This window comes from Pandoraea sp. 64-18 (assembly GCF_001899225.1).
GTDB classification, from domain to species: Bacteria; Pseudomonadota; Gammaproteobacteria; order Burkholderiales; family Burkholderiaceae; genus Pandoraea; species Pandoraea cepalis.
In genome coordinates, this window is the sequence record NZ_MKVU01000022.1 from 157,290 (window position 1) to 181,382 (window position 24,093).

At 64.7% G+C, this 24,093-nt stretch carries 18 protein-coding genes; 12 read left to right on the forward strand and 6 right to left on the reverse strand.

Annotation, left to right across the window (positions count from 1 at the left end; translation table 11 throughout):
- Positions 1 to 24: 24 nt before the first annotated feature.
- The 5 genes from BGP02_RS21010 to BGP02_RS21030 all read left to right on the forward strand — a co-directional run bounded on the left by BGP02_RS21010 (position 25) and on the right by BGP02_RS21030 (position 5,776).
- Positions 25 to 1,458 (forward strand): NAD(P)/FAD-dependent oxidoreductase, encoded by a 1,434-nt coding sequence (locus BGP02_RS21010; RefSeq protein ID WP_017235484.1) that lies wholly within the window; start codon positions 25 to 27, stop codon positions 1,456 to 1,458.
- A 34-nt stretch (positions 1,459 to 1,492) separates the two neighbouring features.
- Positions 1,493 to 1,882, forward strand: a complete 390-nt coding sequence (locus tag BGP02_RS21015; RefSeq protein WP_286799186.1) for a nuclear transport factor 2 family protein — start codon at positions 1,493 to 1,495, stop codon at positions 1,880 to 1,882.
- Between the two features lie 176 nt (positions 1,883 to 2,058).
- Positions 2,059 to 3,891, forward strand: coding sequence for a sulfoacetaldehyde acetyltransferase (gene xsc, locus BGP02_RS21020; protein WP_017235482.1), 1,833 nt, complete (start codon positions 2,059 to 2,061; stop codon positions 3,889 to 3,891).
- 80 nt (positions 3,892 to 3,971) lie between these two features.
- Positions 3,972 to 5,012 carry a phosphate acetyltransferase gene (pta, locus tag BGP02_RS21025; protein WP_017235481.1) on the forward strand — a complete coding sequence of 347 codons (1,041 nt, stop codon included), beginning with the start codon at positions 3,972 to 3,974 and terminating at the stop codon, positions 5,010 to 5,012.
- Positions 5,009 to 5,776, forward strand: a complete 768-nt coding sequence (locus tag BGP02_RS21030) for a sulfite exporter TauE/SafE family protein (RefSeq protein ID WP_017235480.1) — start codon at positions 5,009 to 5,011, stop codon at positions 5,774 to 5,776. The genes pta and BGP02_RS21030 overlap by 4 nt, the downstream gene beginning before the upstream one ends.
- A 21-nt stretch (positions 5,777 to 5,797) precedes the next feature.
- Here BGP02_RS21030 and BGP02_RS21035 read toward each other — a convergent pair whose 3' ends face one another.
- Both BGP02_RS21035 and BGP02_RS21040 read right to left on the reverse strand, forming a co-directional pair.
- A complete protein-coding gene (locus BGP02_RS21035; RefSeq protein ID WP_286799187.1) occupies positions 5,798 to 7,540 on the reverse strand; it encodes a cobaltochelatase CobT-related protein in 1,743 nt (580 codons plus the stop codon).
- Complete coding sequence (locus BGP02_RS21040) at positions 7,537 to 8,523, reverse strand: AAA family ATPase (RefSeq protein WP_286799188.1); 987 nt, start codon at positions 8,521 to 8,523, stop codon at positions 7,537 to 7,539. The genes BGP02_RS21035 and BGP02_RS21040 overlap by 4 nt, the downstream gene beginning before the upstream one ends.
- Before the next feature lie 220 nt (positions 8,524 to 8,743).
- Here BGP02_RS21040 and BGP02_RS21045 point away from each other — a divergent pair, with 220 nt between their 5' ends.
- Positions 8,744 to 9,532, forward strand: coding sequence for an IclR family transcriptional regulator (locus BGP02_RS21045; RefSeq protein WP_130024881.1), 789 nt, complete (start codon positions 8,744 to 8,746; stop codon positions 9,530 to 9,532).
- A gap of 4 nt (positions 9,533 to 9,536) precedes the next feature.
- On the opposite strand, the gene BGP02_RS21050 is transcribed toward BGP02_RS21045, so the two are convergent.
- Positions 9,537 to 10,409, reverse strand: coding sequence for an IclR family transcriptional regulator (locus BGP02_RS21050; protein ID WP_286799189.1), 873 nt, complete (start codon positions 10,407 to 10,409; stop codon positions 9,537 to 9,539).
- A gap of 341 nt (positions 10,410 to 10,750) precedes the next feature.
- On the opposite strand from BGP02_RS21050, the gene BGP02_RS21055 reads away from it, so the two are divergent.
- From BGP02_RS21055 to BGP02_RS21065, 3 genes are all read left to right on the forward strand, one after another.
- Positions 10,751 to 12,421: a GMC family oxidoreductase gene (locus BGP02_RS21055; RefSeq protein WP_150562368.1), complete on the forward strand. Its 1,671-nt coding sequence runs from the start codon at positions 10,751 to 10,753 to the stop codon at positions 12,419 to 12,421.
- Between the two features lie 43 nt (positions 12,422 to 12,464).
- Entirely contained in the window at positions 12,465 to 13,793 is a 1,329-nt protein-coding gene (locus BGP02_RS21060) for an MFS transporter (protein ID WP_130024879.1), read from the forward strand.
- A 237-nt stretch (positions 13,794 to 14,030) separates the two neighbouring features.
- Positions 14,031 to 15,281, forward strand: a complete 1,251-nt coding sequence (locus BGP02_RS21065; protein ID WP_017231497.1) for an EAL domain-containing protein — start codon at positions 14,031 to 14,033, stop codon at positions 15,279 to 15,281.
- A gap of 88 nt (positions 15,282 to 15,369) precedes the next feature.
- Here the strand turns inward: BGP02_RS21065 and BGP02_RS21070 are convergent, their stop codons facing one another.
- Complete coding sequence (locus BGP02_RS21070; RefSeq protein ID WP_286799190.1) at positions 15,370 to 16,476, reverse strand: NADH:flavin oxidoreductase/NADH oxidase; 1,107 nt, start codon at positions 16,474 to 16,476, stop codon at positions 15,370 to 15,372.
- Between the two features lie 176 nt (positions 16,477 to 16,652).
- Here BGP02_RS21070 and BGP02_RS21075 point away from each other — a divergent pair, with 176 nt between their 5' ends.
- Entirely contained in the window at positions 16,653 to 17,588 is a 936-nt protein-coding gene (locus BGP02_RS21075; RefSeq protein ID WP_261939247.1) for a LysR family transcriptional regulator, read from the forward strand.
- Between the two features lie 107 nt (positions 17,589 to 17,695).
- Here the strand turns inward: BGP02_RS21075 and BGP02_RS21080 are convergent, their stop codons facing one another.
- On the reverse strand, positions 17,696 to 18,805 hold the full coding sequence (locus BGP02_RS21080; RefSeq protein WP_286799191.1) for a tartrate dehydrogenase: 1,110 nt from the start codon (positions 18,803 to 18,805) through the stop codon (positions 17,696 to 17,698).
- Between the two features lie 95 nt (positions 18,806 to 18,900).
- Here BGP02_RS21080 and BGP02_RS21085 point away from each other — a divergent pair, with 95 nt between their 5' ends.
- Positions 18,901 to 19,812 carry a LysR family transcriptional regulator gene (locus BGP02_RS21085; protein WP_017233067.1) on the forward strand — a complete coding sequence of 304 codons (912 nt, stop codon included), beginning with the start codon at positions 18,901 to 18,903 and terminating at the stop codon, positions 19,810 to 19,812.
- Between the two features lie 42 nt (positions 19,813 to 19,854).
- On the opposite strand, the gene bglX is transcribed toward BGP02_RS21085, so the two are convergent.
- Entirely contained in the window at positions 19,855 to 22,185 is a 2,331-nt protein-coding gene (gene bglX / locus BGP02_RS21090) for a beta-glucosidase BglX (RefSeq protein WP_150562533.1), read from the reverse strand.
- Between the two features lie 296 nt (positions 22,186 to 22,481).
- Here bglX and BGP02_RS21095 point away from each other — a divergent pair, with 296 nt between their 5' ends.
- Complete coding sequence (locus BGP02_RS21095) at positions 22,482 to 24,026, forward strand: glucan biosynthesis protein G (protein WP_261939797.1); 1,545 nt, start codon at positions 22,482 to 22,484, stop codon at positions 24,024 to 24,026.
- The last annotated feature ends 67 nt before the right edge of the window (positions 24,027 to 24,093 follow it).

The following is a 24,093-nucleotide window of genomic DNA, read 5'->3' on the forward strand; positions in this document are numbered from 1 at the left end:
TCACATTTCCGTCAGGAGCCTACCGTGGGTACGATTGAAACCTTCGCGCTGGATCGTCGCTCCGAAGCTGCGCCATACGATCCCCTCTACGATCCGCTAGTCTCGGCCAGCCCCGGCCTCGGCATGGACTACGCGCCCACTTACTGGGTCGCCACCGCGGGCGATGCGCCCGAAGACGACGGCCCGCTGCCCGGCGATGCCGATGTCGACGTGGTCATCGTCGGTGCCGGTTTCACCGGTCTGGCGACCGCGCTGTTCCTCGCTCGCGAGCACGGCATTCGCGCCATGGTGCTCGAAGCGAACCGCACATGCTGGGGCTGTACCAGCCGCAACGGCGGCCAGGGACAAAACGCCAGCGGACGACTCTATCGCTCGCAATGGATCGCGCGTTGGGGCAAGGAAACGGCCCTGCGTCTCGATGCCGAAATTCGCGAGGGCTTCAATACGTTCAAGTCGCTCATCGCCGAAGTGCCCGAGTGCGAGCCTCAACCGGGCGGCCATCTCTACATCGCGCACCGCGATCGCAAGATGGAATTCCTGCGCAACGAAGCCAAGGTCATGCACGACGTTTTCGGTTACGACACGCGCATCCTCTCGCGCGACGACGTTCGCGAGCAGTATGTCGACGACCAGGAAAACTGCGGCGCGATGCACGAGCCCGACGGCATCGGCGTGCACCCGCTCAAGCTCGCGTTCGGCTATCTGCGCATGGCCCGCGCCCTCGGCGCTCGCGTGCATCCGTCCACACCCGTGCTGGATGTGCAGACGATCAACGGTGTGCATCACGTGCGCACGCCGCGCGGGGTGGTGCGCGCCAAAGCCGTCGCCTTCGCGACTGGCGGCTACACGCGCAACGACGTGACGAAGGCCCTGCGCGCCAAGATCATGCCGATTCTGTCGAACTCGCTGGTGACGCGCGTGCTCACGCCCGACGAACTCGCCGCGACGAACTTCCGCACCCACGAAGTCATTACCGATACGCGCACGCTGCGCTACTACTACCGTCTGCTGCCCGACAACCGCGTGCAGATCGGCAGCCGCAGCTCGATCACCGGTGCCGACGCACAGAATCCGAAGCACATGGCGGTGCTCGTCGAAGGCCTGCACCGCAAGTTTCCGGCGCTGCGCGGCATTCGCATCGACTATTCGTGGTGGGGCTGGGTCGACGTGAGCCACGACATGATGCCGCGCGTGACACAGCCCGATCCGCGACAAAGCCTCTTCTATGCAGTGGGTTACGGCGGCAACGGTGTGTCGTTCTCCGCGCATGCCGGTCGCCGCCTCGCACAACGCATTGCCGGAGAGCGCGATCCGTCGTGGAACCTGCCGATCTACGACTCGGCCCTCCAATACCCGAACGTGTTCGGCGCCGTGCAGTGGCAGGGCTTCGCGCCGTTCCGCCGCATCGGCCAGCGCTTCCTCTATCAGAAGTATCACGCGCAAGACGAAGCGCGTTGAACCCTTTGCCTCTTTGCCTTTTCTGGAATTTGCCATGACGACTCAACACGACTCCACCGACATCCAGTTGCTCACGACCTTCAATGACGCCTGGAACCGGCACGACATCGACACCCTCATGGCCTGCATGACCGATACCTGCGTATTCCACGCCGTCGCCGGCCCTGACATGATGGGCCGCACCTTCGAAGGCCGTGACGCCGTGCGCACCGCGTTCCAGTCCGCGTGGGAGACCTTCCCCGACGCATCGTGGACCGAGGGCGTGCATTTCGTCACCGGCAATCGCGGCGTGTCCGAATCGACGTTTCGTGGCACGAAAGCCGATGGCACCCGCGTCGAGGCCCGCATGGTCGACGTCTTCACCCTGCGCGACGGCAAGATCGAAGTGAAAAACGCCTTCCGCAAAGACCGCCCGGCGCTCTAAGACGCCCCCGACATCTCGTGGATCCATGGCCCTGTCGTCGTTAATCTCATTTTTCAATACAAAACGTACCAAATAATAAAAATACTGATTGACCACGGTAGATACTTCGCCTAAATTTCCACTTACACAACTAAATCGGAATTATTTGTTCCGTTTATTTTTCACTGGAGACATCCATGAGCGCCAAAGATTCGGCTACGGCCACCCAACAACTGACCGCCTCCGACGGTGGCCCGCAGGCCATGACGCCGTCTGAAGCCTTCGTCGAAACAATGGTCGCCAACGGTGTGAGCGAGATGTTCGGCATCATGGGCTCGGCCTTCATGGATGCGATGGACATCTTCGCGCCGGCCGGCATTCGTCTGATTCCGGTGGTGCATGAGCAAGGCGCCGGCCACATGGCCGACGGCTACGCTCGCGTCTCGGGCCGTCACGGTGTCGTGATCGGACAGAACGGCCCGGGCATCAGCAACTGCGTGACGGCGATTGCCGCCGCTTACTGGGCACACAGCCCGGTCGTGATCGTCACGCCTGAAGCCGGCACGATGGGCATTGGCCTCGGCGGCTTCCAGGAAGCCAAGCAGCTCCCGATGTTCCAGGAATTCACGAAGTACCAGGGCCACGTGACCCACCCGGCCCGCATGGCCGAATTCACCGGCCGCTGCTTCGACCGCGCGATGGCCGAAATGGGCCCGACGCAACTCAATATTCCGCGTGACTATTTCTACGGCCAGATCAAGGCCGAGATTCCGCGTCCGCAACGTCTCGATCGTGGTGCAGGCGGCGACGAGCGCCTGAACGAAGCGGCCGAACTGCTCGCGCAAGCCAAGTTCCCGGTCATCATCTCGGGCGGCGGCGTGGTCATGGGCGACGCCATCGAAGAGTGCAAGGCGCTCGCCGAACGTCTGGGCGCGCCGGTCGTGAACAGCTATCTGCATAATGATTCGTTCCCGGCCAACCATCCGCTGTGGTGCGGCCCGCTCGGCTATCAAGGCTCGAAGGCCGCCATGAAGCTGCTGGCGCAGGCCGACGTGGTCGTGGCGCTCGGCTCACGCCTCGGACCGTTCGGCACGCTGCCGCAGCACGGCATGGACTACTGGCCGAAGAACGCGAAGATCATCCAGATCGATGCCGATCACAAGATGCTCGGCCTCGTGAAGAAGATCTCGGTCGGTATCTGCGGCGATGCGAAGGCTGCCGCCATTGCGCTGTCGCAGCGTCTGGCCGAGCGCACCCTCGCGTGCGATGCCACGCGTGCCGCCCGCGCCGACCAGATCGCCACGGAGAAGGCCGCGTGGGAGAAGGAACTCGACGAGTGGACCCACGAGCGCGATCCGTACAGCCTCGACATGATCGAAGAGCAGAAGCAAGAGCGCACGTTCAACGGCGGCGAGTATCTGCATCCGCGCCAGGTGTTGCGCGAGCTGGAAAAGGCCATGCCGGAAGACGTCATGGTGTCGACCGACATCGGCAACATCAACTCGGTGGCGAACAGCTACCTGCGCTTCAACAAGCCGCGCAGCTTCTTCGCGGCCATGAGCTGGGGCAATTGCGGCTACGCGTTCCCGACGATCATCGGCGCGAAAGTTGCCGCGCCGCACCGTCCGGCCATTTCGTATGCCGGCGATGGCGCCTGGGGCATGAGCCTGATGGAAACGCTCACCTGCGTGCGTCACAACATTCCGGTCACGGCCGTGGTCTTCCACAACCGTCAGTGGGGTGCGGAGAAGAAGAACCAGGTCGACTTCTACAACCGCCGCTTCGTGGCGGGCGAACTCGATAGCCCGAGCTTTGCCAACATCGCCCGCGCGATGGGTGCGGAGGGCATCGTGGTCGATCGTCTGGAAGACGTGGGTCCGGCGCTCAAGAAGGCCATCGACCTGCAGATGAACCACGGCAAGACGACGATCATCGAAATCATGTGTACCCGCGAGCTGGGCGACCCGTTCCGTCGCGACGCGCTGGCCAAGCCGGTGCGCATGCTCGACAAGTACAAGGACTACGTCTAACGTCGTCGAGGTCGTTCGTGTGACAGCGCTCCCGGCTCTGTGGGTGCCGGGGGCGCTTTCTTTTTTTTGACATCGACATCATGAAAGCCATCCATCGCATTATCGACACGGCGCGCCACGCACCGATGCGCATCGTGCTGTGCGAATCGGAAGACGAGCGGGTGCTCGCCGCCGCCGCACGGGCCACGCGCGAGGGCATCGCCCGCATCTTGCTCGTTGGCGACATCGGCAAGACACAACGTGCGGCCGAGGCGGCGCACATCGACCTGGCCGGCATGGAACTGATCGATCCGGCCACGTCGCCGCTAACCGATGCCTTCGCCGAGACCTGGTACGGCATGCGCGCCAAAAAGGGCATGACGCGTGAGCAAGCCGTCGAGGAGATGCGCGCGCCGCTGGGCTTCGCCAACATGATGGTGCGACTCGGCCACGCCGACGGCTCCGTCGCCGGCGCGGTCAACACCACGGCCGACGTGGTACGCATGGCGATACAGATCATCGGGGTGCAGCCGTCGTTCCAGCTCGTGTCGAGCTTCTTCCTGATGATGCTCTGCGAGCCGTTCCATACGATGAAGGGCGGCCTGATCTTTTCCGACTGCGCCCTGGTCGTCGATCCCGACGCCGCCCAGCTCGCGCAGATTGCACTGGCCGCCGCCGACAGTGCCAGCGCCCTGCTCATGGAGCCACCGCGCGTGGCGATGCTGTCGTTCTCGACCAGCGGCAGCGCGAAGCATGCGGCCGTCGACAAGGTGGTCCAGGCGACCCATCTCGTACAAGCGGCGCGGCCGGACCTGGCCATCGATGGCGACGTCCAGCTCGATGCGGCCATCGTCGCCGAGATTGCCCAGCGCAAGGTCGTGCACTCGCAAGTCGAGGGCCATGCCAATACGCTCATCTTCCCGAATCTCGACGCGGGCAATATCGGCTACAAGCTCGCGGAACGCATCGGCGGAGCGAAAGCCATCGGCCCGCTCCTGCAAGGGCTGAACCGGCCGGCCAACGACCTGTCGCGCGGCTGCAGCGCCGACGATATCTATTACGTGATCGGCGTGACCTGCGTGCAGGCGCAGGCCGCCCAGGCCAAGCTCACCGGAACCTCGCCGCTCGCCACCCGGCCATGACGCTTCACGCCATTGCGGCCTACCTGCCGTTGATGCTGTTGCTGGGCTTCGCCACGTATTTCCAGACGGTCACGGGCTTCGGGCTGGGCATGATCGTTCTGGGCGGCGCCAGCGGGTTCGGGCTGGCGCCGGTGGCGAGCGTGGCCATTCTGGTGAGTCTGGTCACGCTGATAAACAGCGCCCTCGCGCTGCCGGGCACGCTGCATCACATCGACTGGCGGGCGGTAGGCGCGGCGACCCTGGGCATCCTGCCATCGGTCGTGGTCGGCGTGTTGCTCTTCGATTACCTGAATGGCACCGCGTCGAACGCGCTGCATCTGCTGCTCGGCGCGGTCGTGCTGTACGGAGGTATTGGCTCGGCGCTGCGCCCCGCGCCGAAGACCGAGCGCTCCGGCGACACGGGGTTCTTCCTCAGCGGCATCTTCGGCGGATTGCTCAGCGGGATGTTCGGCATTTCCGGGCCGCCGCTGATCTTCTATTTCTATCGCCAGCCGCTCACCCTGGTGCAGATTCGTTGTGCGTTGATTCTGTTGTTCGCCGTCACGGCGTCGATCCGCACGCTCTACAGTGCCTTCGCGGGACAGTTGCCCGCGTCGATGATCTGGCAGGCGGCCGTCGCGCTACCGGTCGTGACGTTCGCCACCCTGTTCGCACGCCGTTATCCGCCTCCGCTCTCGAGCGTGACAACGCGGCGTCTCGCCTTTCTCACGTTGATCCTGTTGGGCACCCATTTGATGGTGAGCGCGTTGATGGAAATGGCTTAGGGACGACAACGCGGGCGGCGGTTAAGTGTGTGCGCGACGACCACCAGTGCCGATCCAGTCGACGAGTCGCGAGAGCATCGTCATGTCGGGCGGCGACGTCAGGTCCAGCGCCAGCGAGTTCCGGTAATACGGGCTGAGATCGAGACCCACGCCGAGCCCGAGCACTTCCACATCGCCGAGCGCCTGCTGTTGCGCCACGACTTCGCGCAGGTGATGGTCGAGATAGTGGTCGTCGTTGGCCTGGTTGGTGGCGGCGTCCATCGGACTGCCGTCGGAAATCACGATCAGCAGGCGTCGGTTGACGCTGCGCGAGCGCAACCGCTCGCACGCCCACTCGACGGCCTCGCCATCGACGCCCTCGCGGAACAGATCGGCCTTGAACAGCGACGCGATGTCGGACCGGGCTCGGCGCCAACTCGTCACGGCGTCCTTGAAGATCAGATGCGAGACTTCGTTCAAACGCCCCGGGAACTTGGGCTTGCCGCGCGCGAGCCAATCGGTGCGCGCGCGTCCGCCGTTCCATGCGCCGGTGGTGAAACCGAGGATTTCGTTGGTGATGCCCGCCGCATCGAGCGCCCGCGACAGGACGTCGACAATCATCGCAACCGCTTCGATCTGGGCCTTCATCGACCCGGAACAGTCGATTAGCAAGCTCACCATCGACTCGGCAATCAACGTGTGCTTTTCGAGCCGGAACAGCCGCCGCTCGGCAGGCGAGCTGACCAGTTGCGCGAGCCGCCGTCCGTCGATACGCCCGTGCTCTTCGCCGAACGACCAGCCGTCGCGCTGCGGCACCGCCAGCGCCGCCTTGAGCGCGCGCGCAAGCCTCGGCACGTTGATCGCCTGCGCGACGATGCGCTCGTCGAGCCGTTCGCGAAATTCCGTCAGCAGCGCCCGGCGCACGAGCGTGCCGGCATACAGCTCACGGTCGTAACGCTGGGTGAATACGCAGTAGCCCTGCGCCGACGCCTTGAGCACGCGGCTATCGCCCGAATGCGCGAGCGTGATGCCATCGTCCTCCTGATCGTCGATATCGAGAAACAGCGAGAACGCGTTGCGCACACCTTTTTCGTCCTCGTCGTCCTTGGCATCGCCCTCGGCCTGGTCAGCGCCGGCGGCACGAATCAGGCCCGCGATATCGGCGGCCAGCGCGCGCGCGTACACGGCGAAGGCGGCCTGATCGGCACACGTTCGGCGCATGCCCGCGAGGGCGCCGCCGATTTGTGGCGCGATGGCCATTCGCGTGGCTTCGATGAGACCTTCCGTGTCCTCGATGACCGGATAGCCGGTGAGCCGCGACCAGCCCATCTGGGCGACGGTATAGAGCAGCAGCCCGACATGACTGTCGGCCACGCCAGCGATGTGCATCGCGCGCGACCAAGCCTCGAAGCGATCGCGCACATTCTTCGCCACGCCGGGCATGCCCACCGGGATGAACGTCTCGCAGCGCAATTGCTCCATCAGCTCGAAGAGCAGCCGCTCGAGTGGTGCGTCCGGTTGCAGGCGGCGATGCAACGCCGCATCGCTGTGCCGCAACCGCAGCGCCGCGCCGTCGGCTGCACCGCGCAGCGTCGCCAGCGGATCCGCGGGTGCCGGCAGCGTTTGCAGATGCGGGGCATGCAACGGCACCGGCCGCATGTTCCGGCACAGGCGCGCGCTGCTGTAATGCAGCGCGGCGTCGCCGGTCAGTGCGCGCACCGTCGCCGCGCACAGCGCCTCGCCACGCGCGGCGCGACGTGCCGCCTCGCGCTCGGACATCGTCATAACGCATCGGCCAGCAGCGACCGGCTGCCGTCGTTCGTGGGCAACTCGCAACCGAAGGCGCGCTGATAATACTCGGCCACCACGGCGCGCTCGGCCTCGTCGCACTTGTTCAGGAACGTGAGCTGAAAGGCCAGCCCGGCATCGCGGAAGATTCCAACGTTCTCCGCCCAGTTGATCACCGTGCGCGGCGACATGAGCGTGGACAGATCGCCCGTCGCGAAGCCCTTGCGCGTGAGTGCCGCCACGCTCACCATCGAGTCGATGAGCGTGCGCCCGTCGCCGTTGTCCAGTTCCGGCACGCGCGCCAACACGATGCCCGCTTCGTCCTCGCGCGACAGATAGTTGAGCGTCGCCACGACATTCCAACGGTCGATCTGGGCGTGATTGAGCACCTGTGTGCCGTGGTAAAGGCCGTTGAGGTTGCCGAGGCCGACGGTGTTCGTCGTGGCAAACATGCGGAAGCCTGGGTGCGGATGGATCACGCGATTCTGGTCGAGCAACGTGAACTTGCCGTCGCGCTCCAGAATGCGCTGAATCACGAACATCACGTCGGGACGCCCGGCGTCGTATTCGTCGAAGATCAACGCGACCGGGCGTTGCAGCGCCCACGGCACGATGCCTTCCTGAAACTCCGTGACCTGATGGCCGTCGCGCACGACGATGGCGTCCTTGCCCACCAGGTCGAGACGGCTGATGTGCCCGTCGAGATTCACTCGCACGCACGGCCAGTTCAGCCGCGCCGCCACCTGCTCGATGTGCGTGGATTTACCGGTGCCATGCATGCCCTGCACCATCACGCGCCGGTTGCGCATGAAGCCGGCCAGAATCGCCAGCGTGACGTCGGGGTTGAAGCGGTAAGCCGTGTCGATCTCGGGAACATGGTCATCGCGCTCGCCGAACGCCGGCACCTGCAGATCCGTATCGATGCCGAATACGCTGCGGGCATCGATCAGACGATCCGGTTGTTGGGTTGCGGTCTCCATTACGTCCCTCTCCTGTTCCAAAGCCAATTCGGTGCATCATAACGTTAACCATTTTTAGAAACAATTCGTTCCGAAAAATAAAAATACTGATTGACGACGCCTGATGGCTCATCTACATTTGAACCAACCGAAACGCATCGGAACCCAGCCCATGCCGTTCAATCCGTTCGATGGCCCGTTTGGGTACAATACCGCTGATCCATTTTCCGGAACGGCGCATATGAACGACGCAGCACTTCAGCTCGACTCTCCTGCAGACAACAAGGCGGATACCCCGACCCTGCGGGCGTTTGCGTTGCTCGAATATCTCGTCGCGGCCGACGCACCGGTCTCGCTCGCCGACATGGCGCACGACATCCAGATGCCGAAAGCTTCGCTGCACCGCATGCTCGGCTCACTCGAAGCGGGTGGCCTGGTGATTCGCGAGCCGGGGCAGAAGAACGCCTACGTGATTGGCCCGCGCCTCGCGCAACTGAGCCTGGGCGTGATGATGCAGGCGGGTGCTCGACGCATGCGCCATGCGATTCTTGGCCGTCTCGTGGCCGATCTGGGCGAGACGTGCAACCTCACGATGCTGCACGAGACCGAAGTGCTCTATCTCGACCGCATGGAAGCGCCGTGGCCGCTGCGTCTCGATCTCAAACCGGGGTCGCACGTACCCGCGCACAGCAGTGCGAGCGGCAAGCTGATGCTGGCCATGCTGCCGCGCGAGCAACGCGCCGCCCTCCTGCGCGCCATGAAGCTCCAACGCTTCACGCCGAACACGCTCACCGACCCCGAACTGCTGGAAAGCGAACTCGACCGCATTGCGCACAAGGGCATTGCCGTCGACAACGAAGAGTTCGTGCTGGGCATCGCCTGTGTGGCCGCGCCCGTGCTCAAGGACGACGGCACGTGCATTGCCGCCGTGGCCGTGCACGCCCCGGTCTCGCGCACGTCGCTGTCCAAGGCCATGGAGTTCGTGCCGCGCCTGCAGGAGGCCGCGAAGGAACTCGCCAAGACGTTCTGACACGTCAGACCGCTCTGCGCTGCTCCCGGGCGTCGGCCAGCTTCGCCAACGCTTCCGCCTTGCCGGCCCGCTGCCAGTCGAGCAGCGGTGCGAGCGCCGTCGCGGTCTCGCGCAGCGTGGGCGCCAGCGCCAGCAGTTGTTCCAGCGTCACTCTCGCCGTCGGCCCATGCACGGCGAGCACCGCGCGTACGTGGCCGTCATCGAGCGCGCGCACCGGCACGCCCACCGCCACCATGCCGCGCACGAATTCCTCGTTATCGATGCCGATGCCGCGCGCGGCCAGCCGGTCCAGCTCGGCCTCCAACAGGCTCACGTCGGTGATGGTGCGCGGCGTCATGCGTTTGAGCGACAGGCGCGAGAGTACGGCGCGCCGTTCCGCCACCGGCATCTGAGACAGGAACAGCTTGCCGCTCGCCGTGCAATGCAGTGGCACACGCATGCCCGGATGCATCTGCATGCGCAACGGCTCGTTCGTCTCCACCCGTTCGATGTAAAGAATCTCGTCGCCGTCGAGCGCTGTCAGGTTGACGGTCTCGCCGACCCGATCGACCAACGTGCGCAGCAACGAGCGTGCCGCACGTGTGAAGTTGTTGTTCGCCAGCGTGACCAGCGCCAGTCGCGCCGCGCGCGGCCCCAACGACAGACCTCGCTCCGATCCGCGCGAATCGGGCACGTGCGAGACATAGCCGCAGACCTCCAGCGCCTCGATCAGGCGCATGAGGGTGGCCTTCGGAATCGACAGACGCGTGGCGAGCTGCGACAACGTGTAGGGCTGTCCGGCCATCGCCAATCGTTCAATGACGGCCAGCGCACGCAGATTCCGCGCCTCGTCGCTCGCGCGCAACTCCCCCTCCTCCAGCGTGACCGTCTCGCGCATTGCGCCTCCTTGCTCGCCACCAACACAATAAAAGAAACAAAATATACCAATTATTTGACGATTATCCGCTTCGGGATAACCCCGGGGCTGTCTGACAAACCTCGCGGTACCCCAGTCGATCGACGCATCGAGTCCGCGCGCCAACCCCTAGTAAAACCCCGCAGATGCGCTGCAGCAATCGTCTCGTTCTGAGACGCCAAGCGCGAAATCCGTTTCAGTTCTCCGCCGCACGCGGTTTTTTGCTTGGCATTTACGTACGGCTCGCCGACATTGGATCGAAACAATCCGAAACAAATCGTTTCACCCAATTCGAAGCAGATGCGAGGCAGGAGACAAGTGGTATGGAACATGAGGTCGACTATCTGATCGTCGGTGCGGGCTCCGCCGGGTGCGTGCTCGCCAATCGCCTGAGCGCGGACCCGGCAAACCGGGTGCTGCTGCTCGAGGCCGGCGGCCCCGATAGCAATCCGTGGATTCACATCCCGGTTGGATATTTCAAGACGATGCACGACCCCGAACTCGACTGGTGCTATCGCACCGAGGCCGACGCCAACGTGGCCAATCGTCAGATCGACTGGCCGCGCGGCAAGGTGCTGGGGGGCTCCAGTTCGCTCAACGGGCTGCTCTATGTGCGCGGACAGCGCGAAGACTACGATCACTGGGCGGCACTGGGCAATCGCGGCTGGCGCTATGCCGACGTGCTGCCGTACTTCCGCAAATCCGAAGATCAGGAGCACGGTGCCAACGAGTATCACGGCGTGGGCGGCCCGCTGAAGGTGTCTGATCTGCGCCTGCGCCGCCCGATCGCGGAACACTTCATCGCCGCCGCGAACGACACCGGCATCCCATTCAACGCGGACTACAACGGCGCGACGCAGGAAGGTGTCGGTTACTTCCAGCAGACGGCGTTCCGGGGCTTTCGCTGGAGTACGGCGAAGGGCTTTCTGAAGCCGGCGCGCGAGCGTCGCAACCTGGTGGTGGAGACGCGTGCGCAGACCTGCCGCGTGCTGTTCGAAGGCAAGCGTGCGGTAGGTGTCGAGTATCTGCAGAACGGCGAGCGCAAGAAGGCACGCGCGCGCGTCGAGGTCATTCTCGCGGCCGGGGCGATCGGGTCGCCGCAGTTGCTGCAAAACTCGGGGATCGGTCCGACAACGGTGCTGGCGAAGGCCGGTGTCGCGCTACGGCATGCGTTACCGGGTGTCGGGCGGAACCTGCAAGACCACCTGCAAGTGCGCCTGGTTTTCAAGACCCGCGAGCGCACCCTCAACGACGAGGTCAACAACCCGCTGCGCAAGGCGCTCATCGGTCTGCAATACGCGTTGTTCCGCACGGGGCCGCTCACGCTCGCCGCCAGTCAGGTGACGATCTTCACGCGCTCGCGCCCGGAGCTCACGCGTCCCGACATCCAGTTCCACATGCAGCCGCTCTCGGCCGACAAGCCGGGCAAGGGTGCGCACCGGTTCTCGGCGTTCACTTCGTCGGTGTGCCAATTGCGCCCGTTCAGCCGGGGCAGTGTCGAGATCCGGTCAAACGATCCGCTGCAATACCCGGCGATCCACGCCAACTATTTGTCGGATGAGCGCGACCATCGCGTCGTGATCGACGGCATCAAGGTGGCGCGCCGCATTGCCGCCGCCCCGTCGCTCGCACCGCACATCATCAGCGAGTTCATTCCGGGCGCGCAATATCAGAGCGACGACGAGTTGCTTCAGGCCGCGCGCCAGTTCAGCCAATCGATCTATCACCCGGCGGGCACTTGCCGGATGGGTCACGACCCGATGTCGGTCGTCGACGACCGTCTGCGCGTTCACGGCCTTGCGGCGCTGCGCGTCGTGGACGCGTCGATCATGCCCGAGCTGGTGTCGGGCAACACGAATGCACCGACCATCATGATCGCCGAGAAAGCGGCCGACATGATTCTCGAAGACAGGAAGCAGGCGTCGGGCATGCAGGAGATTCGCGGCAGCGAGGCGCCGCCAGCAGAAGCGGCACGCGTTGCCGTCGTCATTTAGCCAGTCACGTCAGCCCCAACCATTACAAAATTCGGAGACAACCATGAATGCATCGAAGCAGACCGACGCCCGGCAGATGCGCCGTGTCGTCGTCGCCAGCCTTATCGGCGCCACCATCGAGTGGTACGACTTTTTCCTGTACGGCGTTGTCGCCGGCATCGTGTTCAACAAGTTGTACTTTCCCGGCAGTGACCCCCTCGTCTCGACGATGCTCGCCTATGGCACGTTCGCCGTGGGCTTTCTCAGCCGGCCGCTGGGTGGCGTGATCTTCGGGCACTTCGGCGACAAGCTCGGCCGCAAGAGCATGCTCGTGATGACACTCACCATCATGGGCATTGCCACGATGCTCATCGGACTGGTGCCGACGTACGCGCAAATCGGCCTGTGGGCGCCGGTGTTGCTGCTCGTGCTGCGGGTGCTGCAAGGCATCGGGCTCGGTGGCGAGTGGGGCGGCGCGGTGCTCATGGCATTCGAATATGCGCCCAAGGAGAAGCGCGGCTTCTACGCCAGCCTTCCGCAGGTGGGCCTCGCGCTCGGCCTGTGCCTGGCCTCTGGCGTGGTTGCCCTGCTGTCGTACACCCTCACCACGGCCCAGTTCCTGGCATGGGGCTGGCGCGTAGCGTTCTTCCTCTCGGTGGGGTTGGTGGCCATCGGCATGTACATTCGCCTGAACGTGATGGAGACGCCCGAGTTCACGAAGATCAAGAAGGCAGGCACCGAGATCAAGATGCCGATTGCCGAAGTCCTCATGCGCAGCCCGGGCAATGTACTGGCCGGCATGGGCGCGCGCTTCATCGACGGCGTGTTTTTCAACGTCTTCGGTGTGTTCTCGATCTCCTACCTGACGCAGACGCTCAAGCTGTCGCAGACCGAAGCGCTCACCGGCGTGATGGCCGCCGCGTTCGTGATGATCTTCACCATTCCGTTCTTCGGCAAGCTGTCGGATCGCATCGGTCGCACGCGTATCTACTTCTGGGGCTCGCTCGCAACCGGCCTGTCGTCGTTCGCCGGGTTCTGGTTGATGAAGGCGAGCGGCGGCAATGTGATGCTCGTCTGGCTGTCCATCGTGATTCCGCTGGGCGTGATCTACGCCTCGATTTACGGACCGGAAGCCGCCCTCTTCTCGGAACTGTTCGACGCCAAGGTCCGCTACACCGGTATCTCTTTCGTCTACCAGTTCTCGGGCATCTTCGCGAGCGGCCTGAGCCCGATCATCGCGACCTACCTGTTGCAGAAGAATGGCGGGGAGCCGTGGATGATCTGCATCTACGTACTCTGCGCCGGCCTCATCAGCGCGCTGTCCGCGGCGTGGATCGGCAGCCGCCAGCGCCGCCAGAATGTATGGCACGGGGCCGGCGTGACCGAGCATTGAAGGGCCAAGCGCCGCCGCGCCGGGACGGACATCCGGCGGCGGCGCGATGCCGGGCGCCCTAACGCCCAGGCCCCAATTTGGTGCGAAGGCGACGCACGCTGGTGCGATGCGTCGTCTCCCGGGCGAAAAATCGCGGAAAATCAGGGACAATAGCGCCGGCGCCGCCGGGCGCCTTTGAGCACGGTTCTTGCTCATCTATCCTGTACTTAACCCTGCTGCCCCGCGCCCGTCCCTACCATGACCATGATCGATCTCGACGCCCCCGGCTTGCTGCCGCCCCGTTTGACGGCGGCCGAAGACGGCCGGCGCATCGTCATCTACGGCGACTTCACGATTTGCAGCGTCTTCCAGCCGGTTTTTTCGGTCTCGCACCGGCGCGCCATCGGCTACCACGCGTCCCTGCGCGCGCACGACGCGCAAGGTCGCCACATCCCGTCGCACGAAGTCTTTACACTGGCCGCGCGGCACGGCGACATGCTCGAACTGGGCCGACTGGCCGAATCGCTGCATCTGGGCAACTTCCATGAATTCGACGGCCGCGATGCGTGGCTCTTCCTGAGCCTGCACCCCGCCGCCCTGATGGACACTGTCTACGGCGACGCACTCATCGCCACGCTCAAGGCCATCGGCCTGTCGCCGCAACGCGTGGTGCTCGAAGTGCCCGAGCAGGCGGGCGGCGACACCCCGCGTTTCGGCGCCATCGTCGGCAGCCTGCGCAAGGCGGGCTTCCTGATCGCGCTGGGCGGCTTCGGGGCCAAGCATTCGAACATCGACCGGGTGTGGGATCTGCGCCCGGACATCGTGGTGCTCGATCGCGGCATTCTGGCGCAGGCGACCGAGCAATCGCATCTGGCACGCGTACTGCCCGGGCTCGTGTCGCTGTTGCACGAATCGGGACAACTGGTGATGATGGGCGGCCTCGCGACGGATCGCGAAGCGCTCATCGCGCTGGAGTGCAACGTCGACTTCGTGCAGGGGCTGTACTTCGCGGGGCCGGATGTGGACCCCGTTCAGCCGAAGGTCGCGGCCGAGCGCATGGACGCGCTGTCGTCGGCGCTGCGCACGCAACTCGTCGAGCGGGAGCGGGCCGAGCATGCGCGGCTTGCGCCGTATGTGGCGGGCATCGAGGCGGCCGCCGCCCACTTGGCTCAGGGGCAGGACCTCAGACACGCGACACACGACCTGCTCGCGCTGCCCGATGCCGCGCGCTGCTTCCTGCTCGATGCCGCCGGACGCCAGATCGGCGACAACGTGCTGCCGCACAACCATTCGTCACAGCGCGCCAAGCGTTTCCGTCCGCTGCTGCATTCGGAGGGGGCGAACTGGGCACGGCGACCTTATTTCATCGATGCCATGCGCGCGCCCGGCGAAGTACACTTCACCTCGCCCTATCTCTCGATCAACGAGGCTCACCTGTGCGTGACCGCCTCCATCGCCACGCCCGCCAAGCAAGGCCTGCATGTGCTCTGCGTCGATATCAACTGGTGACGGCAACCGTTTGAACCTCGCTTGAAATGCCAACGCCCCCGGACATCTTCCGATGCACGGGGGCGTTGTTCATGGCGCGTCGCCGTGATCAGGCGGCGCGTTGCACGCGATAGCGTTCAAGCCAGTGCGCATACGGGGCGGGCAACACCCACGACGGACGCGCCACATCCAGTTCGCGCGCTGCGTAATACGGCCAGTGCGGGTTGGCGAGCAGTGCGCGCCCAATCATCACGAGATCCATCTGGCCGTCGGCCACCACGCGCTGCGCCGCATGCGGGTCGTCGATACTCCACGACGACGCCACGGCAATCCCCGCTTCTTTCTTGACGCGCTCGGCGATCGGCGCGAGGAACGCCGAGCCCCAGGGAATATTCGCGGTGGGTGTCGAGAAACCGACGCTGACGTTGAGCAGATCGAGACCGCCTTCACGCATCTGCCGCGTGAGGTCAATCGATTCCGCCAGCGTTTCTTCATCGCGGCCGTCGTATTCGAGCACGCCGAAACGCGCAGTGAGCGGCAGATGCTCGGGCCACACCTCGCGCACGGCGGCGAGCGTCTCAAGCAAGAAACGGCTGCGTCCCGCGACGTCGCCGCCGTAGGCATCGTCGCGATGGTTCGCATGCACCGAGAAGAAGCTCTGCGCGAGATAGCCGTGAGCAAAGTGCAACTCGAGCCATTCGAAGCCCGCCGCCAGCGCACGGCGTGCGGCCGCCACGAAGTCGGCTTTCACGCGTTCGATGTCGTCCAGCGTCATCGCCTTGGGCACTTTGCCAAGATGCGCGCCGAAAGCGACCGCCGACGGCGAGATCGTCGGCCAGCCGCGCGGATCGTCTTCACCGATGTGGTCGTCGCCCTCCCAGGGGCGGTTGGCGCTGGCCTTGCGTCCGGCGTGCGCGATCTGAATGCCGGGCACCGCGCCGTGCGCCTTGATGGCCGAGGCAATGCGCGCCATGCCTTGCGCCTGAGCGTCGTTCCACAGTCCGGTGCATCCCGGGGAGATACGGCCTTCGGGCGAGACGGCGGTCGCCTCGACGATCACCAACCCGGCACCGCCACGCGCCAGTCCGGCGTAATGGGCGAGGTGCCAGTCGTTGATGAGACCGTCGACGGCGCTGTACTGGCACATCGGCGGAATGGCCACACGGTTGCGCAACTTGACGCTTTTCAATTCAAACGGGGAAAACAGGGCGGACATGGGTTTCTCTTGGAGTCAGGGGAGCGGCGCTGACGGACGACATCGGTCGCTGAAGACCATGACGGACGTCGGTGTTTCGCAGCGCCTCGACCGTGGCAAGTCGACCAACGCCATGTTAGCCGCACAACGCTATAATGAAAACTATCCACACATTATCGAATTGATAACAGTTCATTATGGTCAATCCTCAGTGGCTCAAATCGTTCGCCACGCTCGCCGAGCTCGGTAACTTCACGCGCACCGCCGACCGGTTGGGCCTGACGCAGGCGGCCGTGAGCCAGCACGTGAAGCATCTCGAAGCGGAGTTCGGGCCGTTGTTGGTGCGGCGACCGCGCGCCATCGAACTCACGCCCGCCGGTCAGGCGCTGCTGACCTATTGTCGCGAAGTCGAGTGTGCGGCGCGGCATCTTCGCTCGCGGCTGGACGATGCGGACGACGATTGCGGTGAAATCACACTCATCACGCCGGGCAGCATCGGGCTGTACCTGTGTCCGATTCTGCTCGACATGCAGAAGGCCAACCCGACGATGGTCGTGCAGCATCGCTTCGCGCCTGACCGGGAGGTGCTCGAAGGCGTGTTGCAGAATCGTTTCGAGCTGGGCCTGGTGACGTTGCGGCCTGACGATCCACGGCTTGCCGCCACGCCGTTCACGCAGGAGCCGCTCGAACTCGTGGTTCCGGCGGGGGAAGACGTGCACAAATGGGAGGACCTGAAGCGCATCGGGTACATCGATCACCCGGATGGCGAGGCGATGTCGACGCGCTTGTTGAGCCGTCGTTTTCCGGGCAATCCCGGCGTACAGAGCCTGCCGTGCAAGGGGTGCACGAACCAGATCGGCCTGATTCTCGAATATGTTGCGCGGGGGCTGGGGTTCACCATCATTCCGCAGTACGCGCGGCAGGCGTTCGCGTCGCAGGCGGCCATTCGCGTGGTGGACTGCGGCCCGCCGGTGGTCGACACGCTATGGCTGATCCATCGCGCCGAGTGGCCGCTGTCGGCGCGCGCGCAGCGGGCGGTGGCGCTGCTGCGCGAACGTGTCGACGCGCCGCGCCCGCGCGCCTTCGGTGGCGAACGGGTGCGACAACGCACGGGCGCGAGCGTGGGCGCGTGAGCGGGCGGCGGGCGCATCGCTCGGCCCGCTCGGCCCGCGCGACACGTCTCACGTTCACGCGGTCGCGGCAGCGGCGATCGCTCCTACCGCCCACCGGTGTATCCTGCTCAGCCCGCGCTGACCACGGCGGCAATCGCCTGACCGACTTCGGTCGTGTTCGCGCTCCCCCCTAAATCGCCGGTGCGCGGCCCGTCCTTGATGACCTGCGTGATCGCCGCGAGAATGGCGTCGTGCGCCTCGCGCGTGCGGCCTTCGCCGCGGCCGATAAAGTCGAGCATCATCGCGGCCGTCCAGATCATGCCAATCGGGTTGGCGATGTTCTTGCCCGCGATATCCGGCGCCGAGCCGTGCACCGGTTCGAACAGCGACGGGAATTTACCTTCCGGATTCAGGTTGCCCGACGGCGCGATGCCGATGGTGCCGGTGCAGGCCGGCCCCAGATCCGACAGGATGTCGCCGAACAGATTCGACGCGACCACCACGTCGAAGCGATCCGGATTGAGCACAAAGCGCGCACACAGAATGTCGATGTGCTGCTTGTCCCACGTGATGTCCGGATACTTCGCCGCCGTCTCGGCCGCGCGCTTGTCCCACCACGGCATCGAGATCGAAATCCCATTGCTCTTGGTCGCCACCGTCACGTGCTTGCGCTCACGTTGCTGTGCGAGATCGAACGCGAACTTCAGCACGCGCTCCGTGCCGTGGCGCGTGAAGATCGACTCCTGCACCACGAACTCGCGCTCCGTGCCCTCGAACATTACGCCGCCCACCGACGAGTACTCGCCTTCGGTGTTCTCGCGCACGATCAGGAAATCGATATCGCCCGCCTCGCGGCCCGCCAGCGGTGACGGCACCCCATCGAACAGACGCGCCGGGCGCAGGTTGATGTACTGATCGAATTCGCGACGGAACTTGAGCAACGACCCCCACAGCGAAATATGGTCGGGCACCGTATCGGGCCAGCCCACGGCACCAAACAGAATGGCGTCGACGCCGTCGAGCTGCTGCTTCCAGTCGTCCGGCATCATCTGGCCGTGCTTGGCGTAGTAGTCGCAGCTCGCCCATTCGATGTGCTGGTAGTCGACGGGAATACCAAAGCGTCGGCACGCGGCGTCGAGCACGCGCAGGCCTTCGGGCATCACCTCTTTACCGATGCCGTCGCCCGGAATCACGGCGATCTTGAACGGACGCGCAGGGCGCTGGGACGTGTCGGTCATGGTCTGCTTCTCCTGAGGGTTGGACGATGACGCTAGGTTATTCCATTCCAACGCGGATAAAATCCCTCAATCGGTTAATCCACTATCCACGAATCGTGAATAAACCTCTACCCGTCACCCCGAATCTCGACGATCTGCGCGTCTTTTGCCAGGTCGCGCGCCGTGCCAGCTTTTCGGCGGCAGCCGAAGCGCTGGGCGTCTCGCCCGCGTACGTGAGCAAGCGCGTCGGCATGCTCGAAGCCGACCTTGGCACGCGCTTGCTACATCGCTCGACCCGGCGCGTGGCCATTACCGACGCAGGGGAACGCGTGTACGCCTGGGCGGAAAAGATTCTCGACGACGTGAATCACCTGATCGAGGATGTCTCCAGCACGCGGCAGGTGCCGCGCGGCACGCTGCGGGTGTCGAGCAGCTTCGGCTTCGGACGGCATGCCGTGGCACCCGCCATGTCGCGGCTGCGCGCGCTGCATCCGCAGCTCAACGTGCGCCTGGACCTGTTCGACCGCATCGTCGACGTGGCGGCCGAGGGATATGACCTCGACGTGCGCATCGGCGACGACATCGCACCGCATCTGATCGCCCGCAAGCTCGCGGACAATCATCGGGTGCTGTGCGCCTCGCGCGCCTATCTCGACGCGCACGGCACGCCGCGTCAATTGAGCGACCTGGCCGGCCATGCGTGCATCGTCATCAAGGAACGCGATCATCCGTTCGGCATGTGGCGGCTGCAACAGCGCGCAGAGGCCGTCGCCCTCAAGGTGACGGGACCGCTGTCGACGAACCACGGCGAGGTGGCCGTGCAATGGGCGCTCGACGGACAGGGGATCGTGCTGCGCTCGATGTGGGACGTGGGGGCGCTGATCGCGCGCGGGGATCTGGTGCAGGTTCTGCCCGACGTGACGCAACCGGCCAACGTCTGGGCCGTTTATCCGTCGCGCGTGGCATCGTCGGCCAAGGTCCGTGCCTGCGTGGAATTCCTTCGCGAGGAATTCCAGACGCAGACGTGAGGTACGTCAAGTCGCGACACCACGCCGCGACACGCGTTGCCATTACTGCAGCGTGAACGACGCCTGTTCGACATGTTGCGAATCAAGCCCGATCTCGACGTTGAAGTCGCCGGGTTCGGCCACGTATTGCAGTTTCGCGTTGTAGAACTTCAGCAGACTTTCATCGATCGCGAAATGCACGGTGCGCGATTCGCCAGGCTTCAGGCTTACCTTGTCGAAACCCTTCAGCTCCTTGATGGGCCGCACGATCGACGCGGCAACGTCCTGCAAGTAGAGCTGCACGACGGTCGCCCCCTCGCGCTTGCCGGTGTTGCGCACCGTCACGCTCGCATCGAGCTTGCCGCCGCGCTCAAGTGTCTTGCTCGATAGCGTCACCTTCGACACCGCGAACGAGGTGTAGCTCAGGCCGTAGCCAAAGGCATACAACGGGCCGGAGTCTTCCTCGAAGTATTGCGAGGTGTAGTTGGCCGGCTTGCCCGGTGTGAACGGACGGCCGATGCGCAACTGGTTGTAGTACGTCGGGATCTGGCCGATCGAGCGCGGGAACGAGATCGGCAGCTTGCCCGACGGGTTGTAGTCGCCGAACAGCACGTCCGCAATCGCGTGGCCGCCTTCGGTGCCGGTGTACCACGTCTCGAGCATGGCGTCGGCGTTGGCCTTCGGCCAGTTCAGATCGAGCGGTCGACCGTTCATCAGCACGACGACGAGCGGCTTGCCGGTCGCCTTGAGTGCCTGCAACAGCGCCAACTGGCTACCTGGCAACGACAGGCTCGTGCGGCTGGACGCCTCGTGCGACATGCCACGCGCTTCGCCTACCGCCACGATCAGCGTGTCGGCGTTGCGCGCGACTCGCACGGCTTCGTCGATCATCTGCTGCGGCGATCGCTTGTCCTGCACGACTTCCGGATTGTCCCAATCGAGGAAGTTGAGATACTGCACCACGCGCGGGTCGTCGGTGATGTTCGCGCCGCGCGCATAGGTCACCTGCGCCTGCGGGCCGAGGGCGTCGCGCACGCCTTGCAGCAGCGTGACGGCCTGCGCCGCCACGCCCGCGGCCGACCAGCTCCCCAGGATATCGATCTTCGCGTCCGCGAGCGGCCCGATCACCGCGACCTTGCCCGCTTTGGCCAGCGGCAGTGTGTCGTGCCGGTTCTCCAGCAAGACAATGGACTTGCGCGCGGCATCGCGCGCGGCGTCACGATGCAGACGGCTCTGCGCATTCACATCTTTCGGATCCTGCGCCGCGTTGCCAATCCGGCGATAGGGGTCGGCAAACAGGCCCATGTCGTATTTCGCGCCGAGGACTTCGCGCACGGCGTCGTCGATGTCGCGCATCGGCACCTCGCCCGACTTCACGAGCCCCGGCAATTGCTTGAGGTACTGCACATCGGCCATGCTCATGTCGACGCCTGCCTCGATGGCCAGCTTCGCGGCCTCGCGGCCGTCCTTCGCCACGCCATGACGCATCAACTCTTCGATCGCGCCGTGATCGCTCACCGTCACGCCCTTGAATCCCCATTCGTCACGCAGCAAGTCGCGCAGCAGCCACTTGTTCGACGTGGCCGGCGTGCCGTTGATGGAGTTCAGCGCGATCATCACCCCGCCCGCACCGGCATCGATCCCGGCGCGGTACGGCGGCAGATAGTCCTGGTACATGCGCATCGGGCTCATGTCGACCACGTTGTAATCGCGCCCGCCCTCCACGGCACCGTACAGCGCGAAGTGCTTCACGAAGGCCATCAGGCTGTCCGGGTTGGCCGGCGACGTGCCCTGGAATCCCTGCACGCTCGCGCGCGCGGCTTGCGAAACAAGGTACGGGTCCTCGCCGAAGCCTTCCGAGGTGCGCCCCCAGCGCGGATCGCGCGAGATGTCGACCATCGGCGCGAACGTCGCATCCAGTCCGTCGGCGCTCGCTTCGATGGCGGCCACGCGTGCGGCGTGCTTCACCACCGACATATCCCAGCTCGATGCCAAGCCGAGGCTGATCGGGAACACGGTGCGATGCCCATGCACGATGTCGTAGGCGAAGAAAATGGGAATCTTCAGGCGGCTTTGCTTGACGGCCGCGTCCTGCAGCGGGCGGTTGTCGCTGCGCGTGACCGAGTTGAACGTGCCCCCTACGCGACCGGCAGCAATCTCCTTGATGAGCTGCGGCTGCGGCATGTCCGAGCCGATGCTGATCAGGCGCAATTGGCCGACCTTCTCCTCGAGCGTCATGCGCGCGATGAGGTCGTCGATGAACGCCCGCTTGGCGGACGCAGACGGCATGGCCGCCGGGGGATTGCCTTGAGCACCGTTGCCCAGGGCGGCAGGCGCGTCGGCGAAGGCCGGTGCGGCCGTGAGACTGGCCGCGAGCGCCAGTGCGGAGAACATTCTCATCTGATAGCGATCCAATGTGGCGCGACGTGTGGATGACCGGCGAGATCGCGCGGCAGTGCCTCGCGTCGTATCAACTGGCGTTACCCATACCGGCGCAACGATCCGGGTGCGTAACTCGAAGTGCGAAGTGCGATACTTTGCCACAATTGGTTTTTCCCGAAGGCGTTCGTCCCGGCTTTCGCGAACGTCGCGATGCCATCGGGCGCGATACGCCCCCCCAACGACTGGAGAATTTCGTGGTTCTGCTTCCCCCCGCCAAGTCTTGGCATCGACGCGGCGCACGCGCGCTCGTGTCCGCCTTCGTCACGGGTGCGGCCCTGCTGGGCGCCGCGTATGCCCATGCCTTCTCGCTCGAGGACGTCACGGCCCGCGCGAAGGCGCTCGCCGACAAACCTTACGTCGCGCCAGTGAGCAATCTCACGCCGGCCTTCGCCAAGATGCCGTTCGGCGACTACATCAAGATCCAGCCGCGGCGCGACGCGTTCGAATGGAACGATCAGCCCTCGCCGTTCAAGCTGGGTTTCTATCACCAGGGCATGCAGTTCAGCACGCCGGTGAAGATCAACGAGGTCGTCGGCACAGGCCCCAACGCCAAGATCGACGAGATCAAGTATGACAGCCACCGCTTCGACTTCGGCGATCTCAAGCTCGACCGCAGCGCCACGCACAATCTCGGCTACGCGGGCTTTCGCGTGCTTTACCCGATCAACGAACCGGGCAAGCTCGACGAAATCATGAGCGTGCTCGGCGCGAGCTACTTTCGTGTGATCGGCAAAGGACAGGTCTACGGACTCTCGGCGCGCGGTCTGGCCATCGACACGGGCCTGCCCATCGCGGAGGAATTCCCGGCCTTTCGCGAGTTCTGGATCGAACGGCCGAACGCGGGCGACAAGCACCTGGTGTTCTACGCGCTGCTCGACTCGAAGCGCGCCACCGGCGCCTATCGCTTCGATCTGACGCCCGGCGAGGATTCGCTGTTGAAGGTGCAGGCACGGGTCTTCCTCCGCGCACCGGTGACCAAGCTCGGCATCGCGCCGCTCACGAGCATGTTCCTGTTCGGACCGAATCAGCAGCGCGATCCGTACAACTTCCGTCCGGCATTGCACGATTCGAATGGCCTGGCCATTCACGCCGGCAATGGCGAATGGATCTGGCGTCCGCTGAACAATCCGCGCAATCTGGCCATCAGCCAGTTCCAGGTGACAAATCCGCGCGGCTTCGGCCTGCTTCAGCGCGGGCGCGATTTCGCGCAGTACGAGGACCTGAAGGATCGTTACGATCTTCGCCCAAGCGCCTGGATCGAGCCGCAGGGCGACTGGGGCAAGGGCCATATCGAACTGGTGGAAATCCCGTCGCCGGACGAGACCAATGACAACATCGGCGCGTTCTGGACGCCTGACCAATTGCCGCCCAAGGGGCAGCCGCTGCAGGCCGATTACACGATCCACTGGACGATGAATGAGCGCGGCATCGTCGATCGACGTCTGGCCTGGGTGAAGCAGACGCTGCGCACGGCGGGCGAGATTACGCAAGCCAACCTGATCCGTCACTTCGACGGCAGCACCGGGCTGATCGTGGACTTCGACGGCGGCCCGCTCGCCACGCTGCCCGCCGGTTCGGTCGCGCCACAGGTCAGCGTGAGCGATAACGCCACCCTCATCGAGCAGACGCTGCAACCGAACCCGGTCACGCATGGCATGCGCCTGAATCTGCGTGTGATGGTCAAGGATCCGGCCAAGGTCGTGGAACTGCGGGCCGCCCTCGTCTCCGGCGGCAAGGCCGTAAGCGAGACCTGGAGTTATCAGCTCCCGCCGTTTTCGGTCGCCAAGCAATAAGTTGCATCCTGCGTCTTCGTGCGGCGGCGTCCTGCCGCCGCACACCGCGCTCCCTCCGCACCCGTCA